Genomic DNA, 18,684 nt, shown 5'->3' with positions numbered 1-18,684 from the left:
TTTTACTCCATTATCTTTTTTAATAAATTCTTCATGCTTACCTTTTCAGTGATAATGTCATGCAGCTTGTCGATGCTTACACGTTCCTGTTCCATCGTATCGCGGAAGCGGATCGTGACACAATTATCCTTCAAAGTATCGTGGTCAACTGTAATACAGTACGGGGTTCCGATCGCATCCTGACGACGATAACGCTTGCCGATAGAATCTTTTTCATCATACTGGCAACGGAAATCGAAACGTAACATGTTTACGATCTCTTCAGCTTTTTCGGGCAGTCCGTCTTTCTTGACCAGCGGCAGGACAGCCAGTTTGATAGGCGCCAACGCTGCCGGCAATTTCAGAACGACACGCGTTTCGCCGTTTTCCAACGTCTCTTCACAGTAAGAACCGGCCATCACACTCAGGAAAACACGATCGACGCCGATAGAAGTTTCGATCACGTACGGAGTATAGCTCTGGTTCAGTTCGGGATCGAAATACTGGACTTTCTTGCCGGAGAATTTTTCGTGCTGGCTCAGGTCGAAGTTCGTACGGCTGTGGATACCTTCCACTTCCTTGAATCCGAACGGCATTTCATATTCGATATCGGTAGCGGCGTTGGCATAGTGGGCCAGCTTTTCGTGATCGTGATAGCGATATTTTTCGTTACCCAACCCCATGGCCTGGTGCCATTTCAAGCGGGTAGCCTTCCACTGCTTGAACCATTCCATCTCTTCGCCCGGACGAACGAAGAACTGCATCTCCATCTGTTCGAACTCGCGCATGCGGAAGATGAACTGGCGGGCAACGATCTCGTTACGGAAAGCCTTTCCGATCTGGGCGATACCGAAAGGTATTTTCATGCGGCCGGTCTTCTGTACGTTCAGGAAGTTGACGAAAATACCCTGTGCCGTTTCCGGACGCAGATATACTTTCATGGCGCCGTCCGAAGTAGAACCCATCTCCGTAGAGAACATCAGGTTGAACTGGCGGACATCGGTCCAGTTGCGGGTTCCGGAGATCGGGCAGACGATTTCGCAATCCAGGATCAGCTGGCGCAGGTCTTCGAAATTGGAATCGTTCATGTCTTTCGAGTAGCGTTCGTGGATCTCATTCCATTTCGCTTGGTATTCGAGCACGCGTCCGTTTGTCGCGCGGAACTGGGCTTCGTCGAAAGCTTCACCGAATTTCTTTGCGGCCTTGGCCACTTCCTTATTCATCTTCTCCTCGATCTTCGCCAGGTGATCTTCGATCAGTACATCGGCACGATAGCGTTTCTTGGAATCCTTGTTATCGATCAGAGGGTCATTGAACGCGTCGACATGGCCGGATGCCTTCCAGATAGTAGGGTGCATAAAGATAGCCGAATCGATGCCGACTACATTTTCGTGCAACAGCGTCATGCTGTCCCACCAGTATTTCTTTATGTTATTTTTCAACTCTACGCCATACTGCCCGTAATCGTACACTGCACCCAGTCCGTCATAAATCTCTGAGGAGGGGAATACGAACCCGTATTCTTTACAGTGGGAAACTAATTTCTTAAATACATCTTCTTGTGCCATAATAATAATTTGCCAATTAATTAATGTGCCAATGTGCCATTTTTGCGCATTGGCACACTATTAAGGTTGCAAAGTAAATGATTTTTTCGGTAACCTGTAGCATTTTCAGCATCTTATAAGGATATTTTCGAAGAAACACCGGCAAAACGGAATCTTCTCCCGCCCGGAAAAGGACGGACGGTTGCCTATTTCGGGACAGTTTCATAGAAGGGGAACTTTTGTTCCATAGGCATGAAACTTTTGTTTCTTGCCGGAGAAAATTTATTTTCACTGGCGGGAAAATAAATTTTCACCCCATGAAAAAAAGTGAAACATTTCACTCTTCAGGAGAATTAAAGCAAGGCTTTCAACAAAAAGATCCCGGCCCACCGGACAGTTTGTCGGGGTGGACCGGGACCGGGCATGTATGGGGAATAATTATCAGAGCGCTTCTTTAAGGATCTCGCCCACGGTCGGATGCGGGAAGACGATGGCTTTCAGTTCGTCGGCCTTCATGCCTTTTTCGATGGCGATACCGGCGATGACGATCAGTTCGGAGGCCGGATTTCCCAGGAGATGAGCGCCGACGATCGTTTCGTCTTCGGCCAGAATCAGCTTGCAGACACCGTTGCCCTGCTCGTTTTCGGCGACAAAGCGGCCGGAGAACGCCATCGGTATCTTCTTGACGGTGTAGGGCGTGCCTTCGGCCTGCAGTTCCTCTTCGGTCTTGCCGACGCCTGCGATTTCGGGATTGGTATAGACAACGCCCGGAATGGCCTTGTAGCTCATGCTGCGGTTCTTGCCTAAAATATGATCGACAGCCACTTCCGCTTCGCTGACAGCCGTATGGGCCAACAGGGAGAAAGCGGTGATATCGCCGCAGGCATACACATTCGGGATGGAAGTCTGCATAAATCCGTTCACTTTGATCCCGTTGCGGAAAGGTTCGGGGGCCAGTGTTTCCAAGCCGAAACCTTTGGTCACGGGACGACGGCCTACGCTCAACAGGACTTTTTCGCCCTGGATGACTGATGTCTCGCCGTCTTTCTCGACCGTCACATCGCCGCCGTTTACGGCAGTCACCTTATGTCCTAAATAGAACTTGACGCCCCGTTTGGCATATTCGGCCTGCAACATCTCGGACAGCTCCCTGTCCATCGGACCGAGAATCTTATCCAGCATCTCGACCACATGCACTTCCGTTCCCATGCTGTTGAAGAAGGAAGCGAACTCCATGCCGATCACACCGCCGCCGATGATCACCAGCGAAGCCGGCAGTTCTTTGGACAGCAACGCCTCACGGCTTGTCCAGTATTCCGTTTCCGCCAATCCGGGAATGGGAGGTATGACGGTTTCCGAACCGGTGCAGATGAGCAGGTTGGCAGCTTCATAAACAGCTTCGCCCGAGGCGACAGTGATCGTTCCGTCGGCTGCCCGGCCTTTGATTTCGGCTTCGCCGCTCACCACTTCCACGCCGTTCTCCTTCATCTTCATGCGGATGCCGGCTGTCAGTTTCTTTACGACTTTATTCTTACGGGCGATGATCTTCGGGAAATCGAAAGCAGAATTCTCCGCGCTCACCGCATATTTGGGAGCGTGTTTGATCGTATCATACACTTTCGCAGAGTAAAGCAACGTCTTTGTCGGCACGCATCCTTCGTTCAGACACACACCGCCTAACGCGTTCTTCTCGAAAAGCACGGTGGACAAACCACCAGCAGCCGCCTTTTCAGCAGCCGTATAACCGGCAGGACCGCCCCCGATTATGGCAACATCGTATTTCATGTTCTCAGATTTAATTAAGTTTTATATTGGGATTAATTTGTTGTAATATCGAAATAAATTCTTCCTTGTCAGCCGGATAAAAAGAGGAACGCCTCTCGATGCCTCCTTTCATGCGGGAGTAATAGACGACGACTCTATTTCCGCAAGATTCGAGCCGGGAGATCAGTTTCACGTCGATTTGTCCGTTTCCGTGCAACATATCCTTATCTGTTATCTGGTACGGACGCAATTGAAGTATGGCAAGCGGTAGAAAACAAAGGATCAACGGCAGTTGGTCAAACTCGTTACTGCTGAAAGCATTCACAATAATCAACAAAGCAAATGCTCCTAATAAAATCCAGAAGATGTATATATGCCAATCTTTCTGGTTTTTCCGAATCTGTGCTTTCATGGTAATATGTTTTAAGTTTTAGATAACCGGATCCTTTATCCGGATATCGGGATTATGCTTCTTCAGCAGCTTGACGAAGTCCTGCTTGTTGACCGGCGAGACCAATAGCCACTGCGTGTCGCCTTTGTAGATGATCAGGCGGTCCAGCGACAGGGCGTAGCTCGAAACAGGCATCACTGTCACTTCGACGGCGCTTATCTCCGAAATAGGAATCCGCTTTTCCGGGAAAATACTGCAATGGGCAATCAGATAACCATCCGCCGTTATTTTATACCAGGTCGACAACAACATGTGAATACACTCCAATGTAAACAACAGCAGCACGATCATCGTTACGGGAGACTTGCCGCCCACAAATGCAGCAACAGTGCTTGCCGCCATCACCAACAGTATCAGATGATACCACCAACCTACTTTCGATTTAAAGACTCTGTCCATATCCTGAATTTTGCCGAAAGATAATCATTTTATTTCTTTTGGCGATTCAGGGAAAAGAAAATGCGCTGCAACTTCTCAGTAACAGCGCATCCACTTAAACCGGTCAAACAATTCCAAAAAGGAATATATCTTACATTACTTTACAACTTCGAGGACAGTATAGTATTGCAACTGGTTGTTGTTGTCATACTGTTCGTTCTTTACGACACCCACATTCGGAGCGTACCATTCATATCCGTAGCCCTCGATCGTTTCCTTCGGGGAGCGGGATTTGATCTTATACTTTACTTTCGTGCAGTCGAACGTGCCGGCAGGAGTCGCCACCTGTTCGGTCGTCACATATTCGCGGTCGTAGATAGACACGTTCTTGCGATCCTTCCGGTCCTTCTTCGAGTAGATCTGGATATAGGCATCGTCAAAATACATATCGTCCCCGTTGCCGGATGGCGCGTTCGAAACGCTCGGATAATTGATGACGGCATCGGTGGCAGCCACATCCGATTGTACGGTCGAGACAAAAGACGGGTTGGACAATACTTCTTTCATTTCCATAAAGAACTCGCCGTCCTTGCAGAATGCTTCCAGGTCGCCCTTGTCGTAAACCGTCCCTGCGTTATTCACAAACACATAATCGGCTTCCACTTCCAGGCCGGACGGGATGTTCTTCACTTCATCGACCGTGTAGGTCATCACACTTTGCAGGTTTCCTTTCGCATCGTAGCCTTTTTTAACAAGCTGCGTGCCTTTGGTCTGCGGGAAAAAGAACGTACAATCCTGAGCCATCGCACCGGCCGCAAACAGCAGGGCCAGGGCGCTCAATACAACTTTAGATTTCATATTTTAAAACGTTTAAGTGTTAATAATTAGCAGGATATCCAATGCCCCAATAGAACAGGGTTCCATTCTGAGATGTTTACGACGGGAAGTTTAAAATATCCAAAGAATCAGTAATGCGGACTATTTTGCACGAAAGCGGGCTGTATAAGGTACAACCAAATAAGTTAATTCCTAACTTTGTCAGCCACAAAGGATATAAACTATGGTACAACAATTCGATTTCTTAGTGATCGGTTCCGGTATCGCCGGCATGAGCCTCGCCTTGAAGGTAGCCGATAAGGGGAAAGTAGCCATCATCTGCAAAACAGAGCTGGAAGAAGCGAACACCTACTTCGCGCAGGGAGGCATCGCTTCGGTAACAAACCTGCTGGTAGACAATTTCGACAAGCATATTGAAGACACAATGATTGCCGGCGACTGGATCAACGACCGGGAAGCCGTGGAGATGGTCGTACGACATGCACCGGACCAGATCAAAGAACTCATAGGCTGGGGCGTGAACTTCGACAAGAAGGAAAGCGGCGAGTTCGACCTTCACCGCGAAGGAGGACATTCCGAGTTCCGCATCCTGCACCACAAGGACAATACCGGCGCCGAGATCCAGCTTAGCCTCATCGAAGCGATCAAGAGACATCCCAACATTACGATATTCAACCACCATTTTGCGGTAGAGATCATCACGCAGCATCACTTGGGTATCATCGTCACCCGTCATACGCCGGGCATCAAATGCTACGGAGCATACGTGCTGAACGAAGACACCGGCAAGGTAGACACTTTCCTGTCCAAAGTGACGGTCATGGCTACAGGCGGTTGTGAAGCCGTCTACCGCAACACGACCAACCCGCTGATCGCTACGGGCGACGGTATCGCAATGGTCTATCGCGCCAAGGGAGCTGTCAAAAACATGGAGTTCATCCAGTTCCACCCGACCGCCCTCTTCCATCCGGGCGACCGTCCCTGCTTTCTCATTACCGAGGCTATGCGCGGGTATGGCGGCGTCCTCCGTACGCTGGACGGAAAAGAGTTCATGCAGAAATACGACAAGCGCCTCTCGTTGGCTCCGCGTGACATTGTAGCCCGTGCGATCGACAACGAGATGAAGCTCCGGGGTGAAGACCACGTCTACCTGGATGTGACACATAAAGATCCGGAAGAGACGAAGAAGCATTTCCCCAACATCTACAAGAAATGCCTCAGCATCGGCATCGACATCACCAAAGATTATATTCCGGTAGCACCGGCCGCCCATTATCTGTGTGGCGGTATCAGTGTGGACCTGAACGGCCAGTCCAGCATCCGCCGCCTGTATGCGATCGGCGAATGTTCCAATACCGGCCTGCACGGTGGGAACCGTCTGGCTTCCAACTCGCTGATCGAAGCGGTCGTATATGCGGATGCAGCCGCCAAACATATTCTGAGCGTCCTCGAACGTTACGACTTCAACACCGACATCCCCGAATGGAACGACGAGGGCACGATCTCCACCGAAGAGCGCGTGCTGATCACCCAGAGCATGAAGGAGGTGAACCAGATCATGGAATCATACGTCGGCATCGTCCGCAGCAATACCCGCCTGACCCGTGCCTGGAACCGCCTGGACATCCTGTACGAAGAGACGGAAAGCCTCTTCAAGCGTTGCAAGGCCTCCAAAGAACTGTGCGAACTGCGTAACATGATCAACGTCGGTTACCTGATCACCCGCCAGGCTATGGAACGCAAGGAAAGCCGCGGACTACACTACACGATCGACTATCCGCCGGTAAAGAAAGATTAAAGGACTTCGGAAAGGAATGCGCCGGAAAGAACTTCGGCACATTCCTCTTTCTTAATTTTTATACGAATATGAAGAAACACCATTTATTACTATTCCTCCTACTCCTGTCCGTCGCCTGTTCAACACACAAAAAGTACGGAGCCTGCGAATTGAAAGAGACAGACGAAACGCTGTCTTTCCCGATCGATTCGGACACGAAAAACAACTTCAACATTTATTCCCTCTATAAAGACAAAGACGGAAAAGAATATCTCACTTTCCAGAACTTTGAAAACAATACGATCCACTTCTATGACCTGAAACAGCAGAAGCCGGCATTCAGGATCACCCCGCCGCAGGAAGGAAGCAACGGCGTCGGGAGGACATTCGGTTATTATATTCAGAATCTCGACAGTATTTACGTCTTTAGTTTTTACGAAAGTGGGCTATACTTGATTAATAAGGACTGCGAACTTCTCGATAAGCAGCCTTTCCCTGGATTAAAGCCTTCCTGTTTTATGGTTACAGCTTCACAATTGCCTGTACGCATCGAACACACTCTATATACCTGCATAGAGCCGAACCGCCTGATCGAGCATGACCCTGTTTCCGTCGCAATCAACATGAACACGAAAGAGGAAAAGAAACTGCCTTTCGATTATCCCGATTATCCCGGTTCGGAAGTCAAGCTGAAACGGTACGGCATGGAAGCCAGTTACAGCCGTTGTTATGACGGAAAACATTTCGTTTACTCGTTCCATTATGACGAGAATATCTATGTGGCTACTCCCGAACACGACTCGATACGGAAAGTCCCGGTCAAAAGCAAATACTTCGACAAAGTACAACTGCCGGACGAGCTTACCGCAAGTCCCGAAGATTTCTGTGTGAATGCCTGGTATAACAACCTGCTGTACGACCCTTACCGGGAAGTCTATTACCGGATCGCTTATCCGCCCTCGACTCTGGATAAAGGCGTCCGTCCTATGGAACTCGTACAATTCGGACGTAAGAACTTCAGCATTATCATTCTCGATAAAGAGTTCCGTATTCTCGGCGAAACCCTCTTTCCCGACAATACCTACAATCCAACCATCATGCTGGTTCGTCCCGAAGGGCTATACATTTCCGACAGTCATTATCTGAATCCCCGGTTCAGCGACGATATCCTCAGTTTCCGGAAGTTCGAGTTGGTTGAGAAATAAGCCTCACCCGATAAAACCGGAGGAAGCATGCATCCTTTTTTCAAAGAGCATGCATCCTCTTTGGGAAAAGCATGTACCCTTTTATTACGCACTATTTCTTTTTAGGAGGATAGTTCTTACGCGGTTCTCCAAAGAAAAACAGGGTCGGGGTATTCTTTCCGGACTCCGTTGCCTGATAGTCGGCAAAAGCTTTGCCCGCTACTTCCAACGCCTTTTCAACTGCCGCATCGCTTGTATGCGCATCACAGAGGAAAAAGATCATCACCGGCTTTTTACCGGATGCCCCGGACAGAGTCGCTTTCAACTTGGCCGGCATTTCGAACATCTCTGCAAAATCGTTGCCATACAGTATCTGGTCATTGGCATTAATCAGGAAGTCCGTTCGCGTCACATGTTTCTCCATGAACTCAAGTCTTTCCGAGCCTGAAAGCTGTCCGCCTCCCGCCTGTCCGATATACCGGTCGATCTCCTTGTCGAAGAATTCACGGGTGTACGGTTGTCCGACCGGAGAAATTGTCGTATCTTCGCTCTGCATTAAGTTTGTCAACTCCCGGTTTACATCCGGGCGGGCGAAAGCAAGCATGCTACATGCTGCCACCGGAACTAAAAGCACGAGCTTCAACCGGGCCCAACTGTTCGATTTCTCTTTTAACATCATAGTAATTCGTTTTTTAATTTTACTGTGATTGAAGCTGTTAGCAAAGGTGTAGGAGCTCGCGCTAACAGCTTTTTTCACTAATAACAATTGATATTTTGTTGCATCGATGCCATTTTTAAGTACGCCCGTATCCGCCTGATACTCATGAACCTCCTGGAGTTCCCGTTTCAACAGCCAGGCTGCGGGATTGAACCAGTGCAGGAGCACGACTGCCTCCGTATAGATCAAGTCCAACGAATGATGCTTGCGCCGGTGGACTTGCTCATGCGTCAATATCTCATCCGGATAGTCACAATAATCTTTCAACGACAGGACAATATACGGCCCCCAGTTAAAAGGAGCGACCGGCCTGCCGACCAGCACCAGCGTATAACGCTCTTTCCGTATCTTCTCGCCACTCCGGATCAGCCAAAGCAAACTCACAAACGAGCGGACCAGCCGGCAGAGGACAACCGCCATCCCCGCAAGATAGAGGTAAACCGCCCACTCTCCCCATGAGCCGGAAGCCTCCCGTACAGCCGGTACGATCTCCGTTCCAACCTGGACAACGGAGTGCTGCGAAACCGTCTCCCCCACTCCTTCCTGTATCATCTCTTCCAACTGCAACAACGGCATTTGCAGCACACCGGGCGATTCCGTCCGTAGCTCGACAAACGGCAGCAGCATGCACACCAGCATCCCCGCCAGCAGCACCATCCGGTTGAAGCGGAAAAACGTCTCGTTGCTCAACAAGGCTTTATAACCCAAGTAAAACAGAGTCAGGCAACAAGTAGACTTGACGATATAAAGGAGGAAGGCAACCATCTCATTTATTTTTACGGTTCTTGATCTGCTGTAGCAATTCTTCCAATTCCTCGACCGACAGTTCGTCACGGTCTATCAGCGAAGAAACGACACGCGTATAGGAATCGCCGAAATAGCGGCTTACCACGTTCTTCAGCGTCTTGTTCCGGTATTCGTCTTCCGAAACCAACGCATAATACTGATAGGTGTTTCCATACGGGCGATACCCGATATAGCCTTTCTCTTCCAGCACGCGTACGATCGTGGACAACGTGTTGTAGTGCGGCTTGGGCTCTTCCTGCAATTCCAATAACTCACGGATAAACAACGGGCCGTTCGTCCAGAAATAACTCAGGATATCTTCTTCTTTGGGAGTCAGTTTCTTCATATTCGATGTTCATTTATCAGGTGAATGCTCAAAGATAACTATAAAGTGCAATAATACAACTACAATAAATAGTTAAACTACTATATTTAGCAATAATTCAATATATAGCCCTCGAAATGCAAATATTCACTAAAGGATTCCGAAGCCTCTTCCATTTCTTCTGTAAAGCGTACCTTTGTCATATTCGTGACTTTCACAGGAATATAAACCGAAAAACACAAAAAAGATGGACAAACGAATTTTATTGCCTTTAGCAATCCTTCCCGCTTTCCAGACAGGAAACATGCAGGCAGCCGACCAACCTGCCAAACGGCCGAACATCATTCTCTTTATGGTTGACGATATGGGATGGGAAGACACTTCCCTGCCCTTCTGGACAGAAAAGACACATTATAACGAAGTCTACGAGACGCCCAACATGGAACGCCTCGCCCGCCAGGGAGTCATGTTCACCGAGGCGTATGCCAGCAGCATCAGTTCCCCGTCCCGTTGCAGCCTGATCACCGGGACGAATGCCGCCCGCCACCGTGTCACCAACTGGACGCTCCAGAAGAACAAGACGACCGACCGCAAAGACAGCCTGCTCGACATACCGGACTGGAACTACAACGGCGTCAGCCAAGTTCCGGGGACCAACAATACCTTCGTCGGAACCTCTTTTGTCCAGCTCCTGAAGAACAGCGGCTACCATACGATCCACTGCGGAAAAGCCCATTTCGGCGCGATCGACACTCCGGGAGAGGACCCGCACCACTGGGGATTCGAAGTCAACATTTCCGGTCATGCCGCCGGCGGTCTGGCAAGCTATTTAGGCGAAGAGAATTACGGCCATACGAAGGATGGCAAACCGACTTCGCTGATGTCCATCCCCGGCCTCGAAAAGTATTGGGGCACGGAGACATTCGCTACCGAAGCCTTGACATTGGAGGCGATCAAGGCACTCGACAAGGCGAAGAAATACAACCAGCCGTTCTACCTCTACATGTCCCACTATGCCATCCATATCCCGCTGAACAAAGATATGCGCTTCTACGAGAAATACAAGAAGAAAGGAATGACGGACCATGAGGCAGCCTACGCCACCCTGATCGAAGGGATGGACAAGAGCCTGGGTGATCTGATGGACTGGCTGGAAAAGAACGGGGAGGCGGACAATACGATCATCCTCTTCATGAGCGATAACGGCGGCCTTGCTTCCGAATCAGCCTGGAGGGATGGTCCGCTGCATACGCAGAACTACCCGTTGCTGAGCGGCAAAGGTTCCCTTTTCGAAGGGGGTATCCGCGAGCCGATGATCGTCAGTTGGCCGGGAGTGGCCCAACCGAATACCCGTTGCGACAAATACCTGCTGATAGAAGATTTCTACCCGACTATTCTGGAAATGGCCGGAGTGAAGGACTACGAGACGGTGCAACCGATCGACGGCATCAGCTTCGTTCCTCTGCTCACCGGGACGGGCGATCCTTCCAAAGGGCGTTCCCTCTTCTGGAATATGCCGAACAACTGGGGCAACGACGGTCCGGGCATCAACTTCAACTGTGCGGTCCGCAATGGCGACTGGAAACTGATTTACTATTACGGCACCGGCAAGAAAGAATTGTTCAACATCTCCGACGATATCGGCGAAAAAAACGACCTTAGCACCCGTCACCCGGAAATCGTCAAACGTCTCTCCAAAGAACTCGGCGACCACCTCCGAAAGGTAGACGCCCAACGTCCGTCTTTCAAGGCGACAGGGAAGGCTTGCCCTTGGCCGGATGAGAGAAATTAATAAATAAAACGTCAATAAAACATCCACAAAAGTTGTACATATATATAACTTACATTATATTTGTCCCATGAAAAAGATAATCGCATACAAGAAGTATTTTTCAGAATTTATCTCAAGACTTTCAGAGCAAGAACGCAAAAAAATACAACGAACGTTAGCTCTTTTCAAAGAGAAAGATAAAATACCAAGCCACTACATCAAGTTCATAAGAGATGAAATTTATGAACTTAGAGTGACCTATGGTAACAATGAATTTAGAATATTCTTCATATACGATGGAAACATAATAGTAATATTACTCAATTGTTTCAAAAAGAAAACACAGAAAACACCCGATGGTGAAATCGACAAAGCAATAAAATTAAAAAAGGAGTATTATGGAACTAAAGGAAATCAGTAAAGACATTTACGATGTCAGTGCATGGTTGGATGAAGAATTAGGAGAAATAGGCACTCCTGAACGGGAGAAAGCTGTTGAAAAGGCATGGGAGGAATATAACGCCCAAATCCTGTTGGATGCCCGCAAGAATGCAAGACTAACGCAAGCAGAACTTGCTAAGCGCATAGGTGCGGACAAAGGGTATATTTCAAGAATCGAAAGAGGATTGACTGTTCCTACCGTCTCCACCCTATACCGTATAGCTGCCGCAATGGGATTAACGGTGGAATTGCGTCCTATGTAGATCGTTTTCCCTAAGCATATAGGATGAGGCATAACCCCATCTCTATCAAAAAATAGACTAAAAAGGTAGAAAAGGTTTGGTATCTTTTCTACCTTTGTTGTTACTTAATGTTTAACACAAAAAGTCTTGACTATGAAGAAAAAACGAAGTTCAAGAGTACAAGTTATTCCGATAGTAAGGGAAGAAGGTATAAACGTCTCGAAAGAGATTGCAAAATATTTATTGGATATATCGAAACTGGTTATTGGCGGTGCAGTGATAACGACAGCTTTGAATCTGATATCTAAAAAATAGGATTAATTATTATGGCTGGTATAATTGCCATAGCATTTGCTCTGTGTGGTATAATAATATTAATTTATAGAAAAGGATAATTATGGAAGCAGCGTATGTTTTATATGGTATGTTAGGAGTAATTGCATTTGGATTACTGATATTCCTGCTGACTCCGGCTGGAAAGAGATAGGTTAAATCCTTGTAAGTAACTGCAAGGGCAGGTATATATGGAAAGAGAGTTTCTTTGAAAAGAGGCTCTCTTTTTTGTGTTAGGGGGATTTGTGTACGGGCAGGGATATAAAAAAAGGGCATCCTCGCGGACGCCCTTTCTCATTCAATACTAAAACTCTCTATACATATATGGATTAGTATACATTAACCTTGGTAACAATAGTATTGCCGGCATTGGTTAATTTCACAATGTAAATGCCTTTCGTTACCGGTATTTGCGTATTGCCACTGATACGTGCATTGTAGACGATCTTACCGATCATGTTCACAACGGTCACCTGCAGCGGCTGAATCGGATTCACATAAATATTCCCCTTTCTTCCGAACACTTCCGTATTGGCAAGGGCTTCTTCGAGGCCGGTTGCGAAATCTACCGTCACCTGGCAAGTTGCGGTTTTGCCGCCATCGACAGTTGTAACAGTGATAGTTGCTTTACCTACTTTCAAAGCTGTCACTTTACCGTCAGCATCTACTTTAACTATACTTTCGTCGCTGCTCTTCCAAGTAACACTTTTGTTGGTAGCGTCAGACGGATTGACAGTCGCTTTCAATGTATAAGTATCCAGACGTGGAAGCGTGAGTTCAGTCTTATCCAAAGATACACTACTTACAGCTACAGTTTCCGGCTCGGTCGTTCCGCCGCCAGTTTGTGTCTTCTTCATTACTGCAACAACGTTTACGGTTGCATCGCCTGAAACTGTATATTCTCCGCCATTTGTAAAGGCAGTACCCGCAACAGTCAAAGATTGCAGTTCATAACCGGAAGCAGGCTTAACGGAAATCGTAAGTTTATCGCCACTTGCTATCGGATCACCGGAAACCAGAACAGTCTCGCCACGTTTAACGACAATTGTTCCATTTTCAGGCTGTACGAAAGAGATAACCTGAAGGTCGGTCGTTTTAACTTTTACACCCGTTACGTCTACTTCTGAGAAGTTATCGGTATCGGAAGGGACGAATACCATCACTTTATCCGTTGCATCAGCATTGACTGCTTCATTACTACTTTTCCATACAAATGTACCATCCGTAGAAGCTGCTCCGCCAGTTACTTCCGCACTATGCAACATTGCGCCTTTCACAACGGTTGCAACAGGTGTTGTTGCTACGACCGGAGTTGCTTTTTTGATTTCAAATGCACCGGTAAGAACTACACGACAAGCCTTATTATCAGCATCGGCAGCACGTGTCACCACTACATCATACTTACCTGCATTTACCGGAATAACAGTCATTCCGTTCTGCTGGAAACTGTATGACCAACCATCCGTAACATTTGTATTTGCACTGATTGTCAGGTTTCCGCCTTTGACTGTTCCATCGTATTCAGCAGAAGCATTTTCCGTAACAGAAGGAGTTAATGTTACTTTCTCAACAAATGTAGCAGCAAAAGTAATGTTATCAGAAGGTGTAACCGTAGCAGAAGCGTTAGTCTTATCACCATCAGATGTTATACCACTTGTCCATCCACTGAACTTGTAACCTTCCGCCGGAGTTGCGATAGCACGAAGTTCTGTATTTTTCAAAGCATTGTTGCCAGTGCCATCACCTGCAATCTGCAAATTACCATCCCAAACCGTAATTGTACCGCCAACGGCCGGTTGTGTAATGGACACTTTCATATCCAGCGTACTTCCCGGAGCACAATAGCCTACTGCGTAGTTAGTACTGGTCGGGGTAAAGATTGCAAAAGAAGGATCAGTAGACTTCAACGCCTTTGTCATCGGCTGGACCGGATCAGACGGCTTACTACCGGATGCCCATGCACCAGCTACAGAAGCAACACCACCTGTTCCGTCTGCAGCAGTCGGACGAGCCGTAATCACGATCGGAGCCGGTGTGATCTTCAAAGTAGCTGTAACATTCAACGCCTTGAAGTTTTCGTCTTCCGGACGGTTGATGTGTACGGTATATGTACCGGCATCAATCGGAGTAGAGACGGTCGTTCCGTTCTTTGTGTAAGAGACAGAAACGCTGTCCAGACCGGCAGGAGTAGTTTTCACTACGAATGCCTGGTTGTAGCTGTTATAAACGTAAGACTGCTCGTCTGTTTTAACAGCGACAGTTGCCTTTTCTTTCACGATAACTTGAACGGTTGTGTTTTCAGTCAATGTGAAGGTACTGTTGTTCGGAACTTCTTTTGCATTAACCATCAGGGCAACGGCTTTATAGCCCGGCTGTATCTGATAGCCAACCTTAACCTGATCGCCATAATAGCCTGTCGATTTATCCACATTCAATGTATAGCCGGTTCCAGTTTTTGCAGTGATCGTATAGACTTCTTTTTCGAAAGAGGCAGTAATAGTTACATTATCAGAAACAGTCTGTTCGGTTCTTGCCTGAGTAGCGTCTGCCAGTTTGTAACCCTTATTCGGTGTACGTTCGATAATAATTGCCGTACCACTTTTAACCGAGCTACCGGCCACGACTTCCTTACCTGTCTCTTTGTCTGTCAAACGGATCGTACCACCTTCGGGTGCAGTTACAGTAACAGTCTTCGGTGTTTCAGGTTTAGCAACGAACGTTGCGGAAATAGTCGTGTTTGCATCCAAGAATATCTGTCCCTTGCTCAAGGTAGAACCGGTTGCAGAGATCGCTTCTGCATTATAGCTTTGAGCGGCAGTTGCCGTAACGGTCAGGATAGTTCCGTAATCCAATATAGCCGGAGAAGAAACAGTCTGTTCAGAACCATTCGCATCCTTATATTTCACAGCCAACGCATTGCTGTTTCCGGGATCAGTTACAGTAACCGTAAACTTCTTCTTCGTAAATCCGGCTACGAAGCTCGTATCCTGCCCTACCGTATAAGAAGTTTCCTTATGATCTGTTTTCTCATTCCAACCGGTAAATTCATATCCTGTTTCCGGAGTGATCGTAAAGTTCAATTGAGTACCTCTTGCATAGCGGTCGGAAGTCGATTTGTTGGCAATGACTGCCTTACCGTTTGCACTGACGCCAGTCGTTACGGTGAAGTAGCGCTTTGCATTGATTACAATCGTATCCACAGCCACTTCCATTTCAGCCAAATTAGCAGGAGTAAAGACTACTGCGCACTTGTTATCACCTTCTTGCATGATCATGTTGGCATCTGCCCAAGAGAAAGAGCCTAATACTTCAGTTCCGCTAACTACTGCTTTACCACCTTCAAGGAAGGACATAGACAAAGGTTGTCCGGCTTCAACAGAAGTTGCTTTAGGCAAGTTACCTTTAATAACAGGAACACCCTTTGCATTGATAGACATCGTTACGGTATCATTCAATGCCAGATAAGTTGCATCTGCCTCACGAGTAAAGATTACATAGTAAGAGCCTACATTCTTAATGGTATCGGCTTCCACTACCGTCGGATTTTCTGCAATAGTCTTATAAGTAACTGTAACATCTGTTACGTCTTCCGGCGTTACCGTATAAGTGACATTCTTTACTTCTCCATCATAGAAGAACGTACTCTTTGTCACATTGATCTGTATCTTCGTCTTCTGTGACCAGAAAGTTTGTTTGTATTCTTTACCGGAAGGTTGTTCTACAAACATATTCCATCCTGTACCGGCTACCCATTCAGCAACCTTTTCGCTACCTTCCTTGCTCGGATCGGTATCAGCCCAGATTGAAGACGTTTCTTTTAATGTACTGTTTGAGATCGTCAGTTTAGGTTCTTTAGTGACACCTTCGCCTTTACCGACTTCGATACCGCCCCAAGCATTGTTTTCAGTGGTCAGCTTATCTGCTGTCACAGTAGAACCGTTTACTAAGAGACCACCGGCTTTGTTGTCGGACAAAGTGACGTTCGTCAATCTCACACTGTCAGAATTGAATACATGCAGACCATAATTATCAGATTTAGTGATCTTGATATTCTCTAATGAGACATTTTTTGTACTCTTAACAGTAACCAAATTATCACCTGTTGTTGCCGATCCTGCTTGTGTTGCCTGTGTAATAGTCGTAATCGCATTTTCCGTTCCTACTGTTCCTATCAAGGCAATCGGATTCGTAATTTCCAGATTAGAGGTAAGTTCAAAATTCGTTGCATCCAGATTCACCTTGTTTGCACCGGCTGTTAAAGCATCTTGCAACATGGCAGGAGTAGAAGCGGTGACGTTGAGTGTACCGCCATTAGTCAGAGTAGCAGCATTGTCTCCTGTCGCAAATGTCAAACCGCCATTCAAGTTCCAAGTTTTACCTGTTACAATTGTAAAGGCCGTTTTCTTTGCATCCATACCATTATCGAAAGAAGCAACCTGAACCGGAGCACCAGCTACAGTCACATTTGCATTATCCAGACCATCACTCAAACCTAATGTCGGAGTATTCGTACATTCATTAAAAGAGAATGAAACCGTACCGGGAGAAACAACTTCTACATCGGAAGATTTATAATCTTTTTTCCAACCTTTTGTTCCACCGATATAAGCAATAACACTCTCCGGGAATATACATTTATTAAAGTTCAATGTAACATCTTTCACATGTCCACGATTGATACTGGCAATCTCAGTATCATAACCGCCAGCCATACTTGTGAACGTACATCCGGTCAATGTTCCGATAACCTCATCCGAACCACCGTTCGAACCATTACCGAAAATACCGACCAAAGAAGTTGCAGAGTCTGCAGTTCCACTTATATTAGCTGTTGCTTTTTTCACATAGCCGCCCCAGCCATCTGTACCACCGACACATACATAGCAGAACGTACCGCCTGTGATAGTAAGAGTGCCCTCGTCGACTGTATTCGTGCATTTATTAAATGTCGGATACTTACCAGCCGTTGTCAGACCGCTTTCCATACCGCCACACATAACCCAAGCATTAACATCCATCGTAACTTTACTGATTGTAATATTCACAGTATTTGACTTAGAATAGTACAAACCACCACCGAGAATATTATGGGCTTCACCTCCAGAAACATTAATGACAGTATTGCCTGTTACACCTGCCGGTTGGGCTGTTGCAGCTGCAGTGGAACCATTGCTTTCACCATAACCACCACCGAAAAGATTCATAACCTTTCCACTTTTCATCGTAATCTTGGAAGAAGATACAGTTGCATTCTTGCTACCGCCGAAGACAACAGGATTTTTGCTTGTCTCTACTTCTAATACATCATCCGTGTTATCTACGCTGATTTTAACTAAATCGGCTGTTGAACCTTGTTCAATAGTGATCGGATTACCGTTGGCATAAATAAATGTATATCCTTTATTCCATTTGTCGCCAGTTTTATTGGGGAACTGCTGATAGAATTCGGATATCAGTTTCGAGTTCGTCCAATAACGCATTTCCTTAGTATTTGCACCCTGAACACCCACATAAGAAGTCCAACCATTCGGGCCTTCAACTAATTGATCCGGATCTGTTTTCGTATCTTCGGACCAGATCTTGGATGATTCGGCAAAAGAACAATCAGGAGAGAAAGTAAACTTCGGAGAATAAACCGGGGTTCCGTCTGTTCCGACATTTACGCCACCCCAAAAGTTATTTTTTGTTACCAATCCTTCAGCTACTACTACTGAATGAACCAACAAACCGGCTTTAGCATTTCCTTCCAATGCTACATTATTTAAATGGGTTGTCATTTTGGATTGTGCATTAACACCGGAGCCTTTTGAACCCTTTATGCAAAGATTATCCAAAGCAACATTGCCTGTTTCTTCACCTTCAATAGATACCAAGTTAGCTTCACTACCAGTTGCAGTCCAATTTGTATTCGCTTCCAGGGTTGTCATAGGCTTGCCGTCTGTTGCAGCTTCTCCATGAATAACCAAAGGTCTATTAATAACAAGCTGTCTATCGAGTGTATAAGTAGTAGCTGCCAAATTAATTTTGTAGATAATAACTGAAAAGTACTCCACTTAGTAATTGAAAAGTATACCACTAAGTGCGTCTGATTAGACGGTTCAAATATAGTTATTTTTCATTGGATTTCAACATTTTTTGTGTTTCTTTCACA

14 protein-coding genes are annotated in these 18,684 nt (G+C 46.7%); 6 read left to right on the top strand and 8 right to left on the bottom strand.

What is annotated here, in order from left to right; all coding sequences use genetic code 11:
- Window positions 1–2: 2 nt before the first annotated feature.
- The 5 genes from ACW6QF_RS12535 to ACW6QF_RS12515 form a co-directional block, all read right to left on the bottom strand.
- Window positions 3–1,547: a glycine--tRNA ligase gene (locus tag ACW6QF_RS12535; RefSeq protein ID WP_298548172.1), complete on the bottom strand. Its 1,545-nt coding sequence runs from the start codon at window positions 1,545–1,547 to the stop codon at window positions 3–5.
- Between the two features lie 420 nt (window positions 1,548–1,967).
- Window positions 1,968–3,311: a dihydrolipoyl dehydrogenase gene (gene lpdA / locus ACW6QF_RS12530; RefSeq protein WP_456088077.1), complete on the bottom strand. Its 1,344-nt coding sequence runs from the start codon at window positions 3,309–3,311 to the stop codon at window positions 1,968–1,970.
- Between the two features lie 10 nt (window positions 3,312–3,321).
- Window positions 3,322–3,702: a hypothetical protein gene (locus ACW6QF_RS12525; RefSeq protein WP_456088076.1), complete on the bottom strand. Its 381-nt coding sequence runs from the start codon at window positions 3,700–3,702 to the stop codon at window positions 3,322–3,324.
- An 18-nt stretch (window positions 3,703–3,720) separates the two neighbouring features.
- Window positions 3,721–4,140 carry a PH domain-containing protein gene (locus ACW6QF_RS12520; protein WP_456088075.1) on the bottom strand — a complete coding sequence of 140 codons (420 nt, stop codon included), beginning with the start codon at window positions 4,138–4,140 and terminating at the stop codon, window positions 3,721–3,723.
- A gap of 135 nt (window positions 4,141–4,275) precedes the next feature.
- Window positions 4,276–4,977: a TapB family protein gene (locus tag ACW6QF_RS12515; protein ID WP_298548165.1), complete on the bottom strand. Its 702-nt coding sequence runs from the start codon at window positions 4,975–4,977 to the stop codon at window positions 4,276–4,278.
- Window positions 4,978–5,179: 202 nt separating this feature from the next.
- On the opposite strand from ACW6QF_RS12515, the gene nadB reads away from it, so the two are divergent.
- Together nadB and ACW6QF_RS12505 are read left to right on the top strand one after the other, a co-directional pair.
- Window positions 5,180–6,754 carry an L-aspartate oxidase gene (nadB, locus tag ACW6QF_RS12510; RefSeq protein WP_298548162.1) on the top strand — a complete coding sequence of 525 codons (1,575 nt, stop codon included), beginning with the start codon at window positions 5,180–5,182 and terminating at the stop codon, window positions 6,752–6,754.
- A gap of 68 nt (window positions 6,755–6,822) precedes the next feature.
- A complete protein-coding gene (locus ACW6QF_RS12505) occupies window positions 6,823–7,938 on the top strand; it encodes a DUF4221 family protein (protein WP_456088074.1) in 1,116 nt (371 codons plus the stop codon).
- 91 nt (window positions 7,939–8,029) lie between these two features.
- On the opposite strand, the gene ACW6QF_RS12500 is transcribed toward ACW6QF_RS12505, so the two are convergent.
- Both ACW6QF_RS12500 and ACW6QF_RS12495 read right to left on the bottom strand, forming a co-directional pair.
- Window positions 8,030–9,400: a M56 family metallopeptidase gene (locus ACW6QF_RS12500; protein ID WP_456088073.1), complete on the bottom strand. Its 1,371-nt coding sequence runs from the start codon at window positions 9,398–9,400 to the stop codon at window positions 8,030–8,032.
- A 1-nt stretch (window position 9,401) separates the two neighbouring features.
- Window positions 9,402–9,767 (bottom strand): BlaI/MecI/CopY family transcriptional regulator, encoded by a 366-nt coding sequence (locus ACW6QF_RS12495; RefSeq protein WP_119216668.1) that lies wholly within the window; start codon window positions 9,765–9,767, stop codon window positions 9,402–9,404.
- A 226-nt stretch (window positions 9,768–9,993) separates the two neighbouring features.
- Here ACW6QF_RS12495 and ACW6QF_RS12490 point away from each other — a divergent pair, with 226 nt between their 5' ends.
- From ACW6QF_RS12490 to ACW6QF_RS12475, 4 genes are all read left to right on the top strand, one after another.
- The gene (locus ACW6QF_RS12490) at window positions 9,994–11,538 is read left to right on the top strand and encodes a sulfatase (protein WP_456088072.1); all 1,545 of its coding nucleotides are present in this window, start codon (window positions 9,994–9,996) and stop codon (window positions 11,536–11,538) included.
- A gap of 67 nt (window positions 11,539–11,605) precedes the next feature.
- Window positions 11,606–11,938, top strand: a complete 333-nt coding sequence (locus tag ACW6QF_RS12485; protein WP_456088071.1) for a type II toxin-antitoxin system RelE/ParE family toxin — start codon at window positions 11,606–11,608, stop codon at window positions 11,936–11,938.
- Complete coding sequence (locus tag ACW6QF_RS12480) at window positions 11,916–12,221, top strand: helix-turn-helix domain-containing protein (RefSeq protein ID WP_456088070.1); 306 nt, start codon at window positions 11,916–11,918, stop codon at window positions 12,219–12,221. Before ACW6QF_RS12485 ends, ACW6QF_RS12480 begins: the two co-directional genes overlap by 23 nt.
- A 132-nt stretch (window positions 12,222–12,353) precedes the next feature.
- Window positions 12,354–12,515, top strand: a complete 162-nt coding sequence (locus ACW6QF_RS12475; protein WP_456088069.1) for a DUF6722 family protein — start codon at window positions 12,354–12,356, stop codon at window positions 12,513–12,515.
- A gap of 347 nt (window positions 12,516–12,862) precedes the next feature.
- On the opposite strand, the gene ACW6QF_RS12470 is transcribed toward ACW6QF_RS12475, so the two are convergent.
- Window positions 12,863–18,460 carry an Ig-like domain-containing protein gene (locus ACW6QF_RS12470; protein WP_456088068.1) on the bottom strand — a complete coding sequence of 1,866 codons (5,598 nt, stop codon included), beginning with the start codon at window positions 18,458–18,460 and terminating at the stop codon, window positions 12,863–12,865.
- Between the last annotated feature and the right edge of the window lie 224 nt (window positions 18,461–18,684).

Source organism: Parabacteroides sp. (assembly GCF_977054455.1).
Note: the sequence above shows the minus strand (reverse complement) of the source record. Positions and strands in the feature narration are given on the sequence as shown.

What these genes read in the sequence shown, in the direction of transcription:
- ACW6QF_RS12480 (WP_456088070.1), top strand. Translation starts at nt 11,916, where the DNA reads ATGGAACTAAAGGAAATCAGTAAAGACATTTACGATGTCAGTGCATGG.
- ACW6QF_RS12490 (WP_456088072.1), top strand. Translation starts at nt 9,994, where the DNA reads ATGGACAAACGAATTTTATTGCCTTTAGCAATCCTTCCCGCTTTCCAG.
- ACW6QF_RS12485 (WP_456088071.1), top strand. Translation starts at nt 11,606, where the DNA reads ATGAAAAAGATAATCGCATACAAGAAGTATTTTTCAGAATTTATCTCA.
- ACW6QF_RS12515 (WP_298548165.1), bottom strand. Translation starts at nt 4,977, where the DNA reads ATGAAATCTAAAGTTGTATTGAGCGCCCTGGCCCTGCTGTTTGCGGCC.
- lpdA (WP_456088077.1), bottom strand. Translation starts at nt 3,311, where the DNA reads ATGAAATACGATGTTGCCATAATCGGGGGCGGTCCTGCCGGTTATACG.
- ACW6QF_RS12500 (WP_456088073.1), bottom strand. Translation starts at nt 9,400, where the DNA reads ATGGTTGCCTTCCTCCTTTATATCGTCAAGTCTACTTGTTGCCTGACT.
- ACW6QF_RS12495 (WP_119216668.1), bottom strand. Translation starts at nt 9,767, where the DNA reads ATGAAGAAACTGACTCCCAAAGAAGAAGATATCCTGAGTTATTTCTGG.
- ACW6QF_RS12505 (WP_456088074.1), top strand. Translation starts at nt 6,823, where the DNA reads ATGAAGAAACACCATTTATTACTATTCCTCCTACTCCTGTCCGTCGCC.
- nadB (WP_298548162.1), top strand. Translation starts at nt 5,180, where the DNA reads ATGGTACAACAATTCGATTTCTTAGTGATCGGTTCCGGTATCGCCGGC.
- ACW6QF_RS12535 (WP_298548172.1), bottom strand. Translation starts at nt 1,547, where the DNA reads ATGGCACAAGAAGATGTATTTAAGAAATTAGTTTCCCACTGTAAAGAA.
- ACW6QF_RS12470 (WP_456088068.1), bottom strand. Translation starts at nt 18,460, where the DNA reads ATGACAACCCTGGAAGCGAATACAAATTGGACTGCAACTGGTAGTGAA.
- ACW6QF_RS12475 (WP_456088069.1), top strand. Translation starts at nt 12,354, where the DNA reads ATGAAGAAAAAACGAAGTTCAAGAGTACAAGTTATTCCGATAGTAAGG.
- ACW6QF_RS12520 (WP_456088075.1), bottom strand. Translation starts at nt 4,140, where the DNA reads ATGGACAGAGTCTTTAAATCGAAAGTAGGTTGGTGGTATCATCTGATA.
- ACW6QF_RS12525 (WP_456088076.1), bottom strand. Translation starts at nt 3,702, where the DNA reads ATGAAAGCACAGATTCGGAAAAACCAGAAAGATTGGCATATATACATC.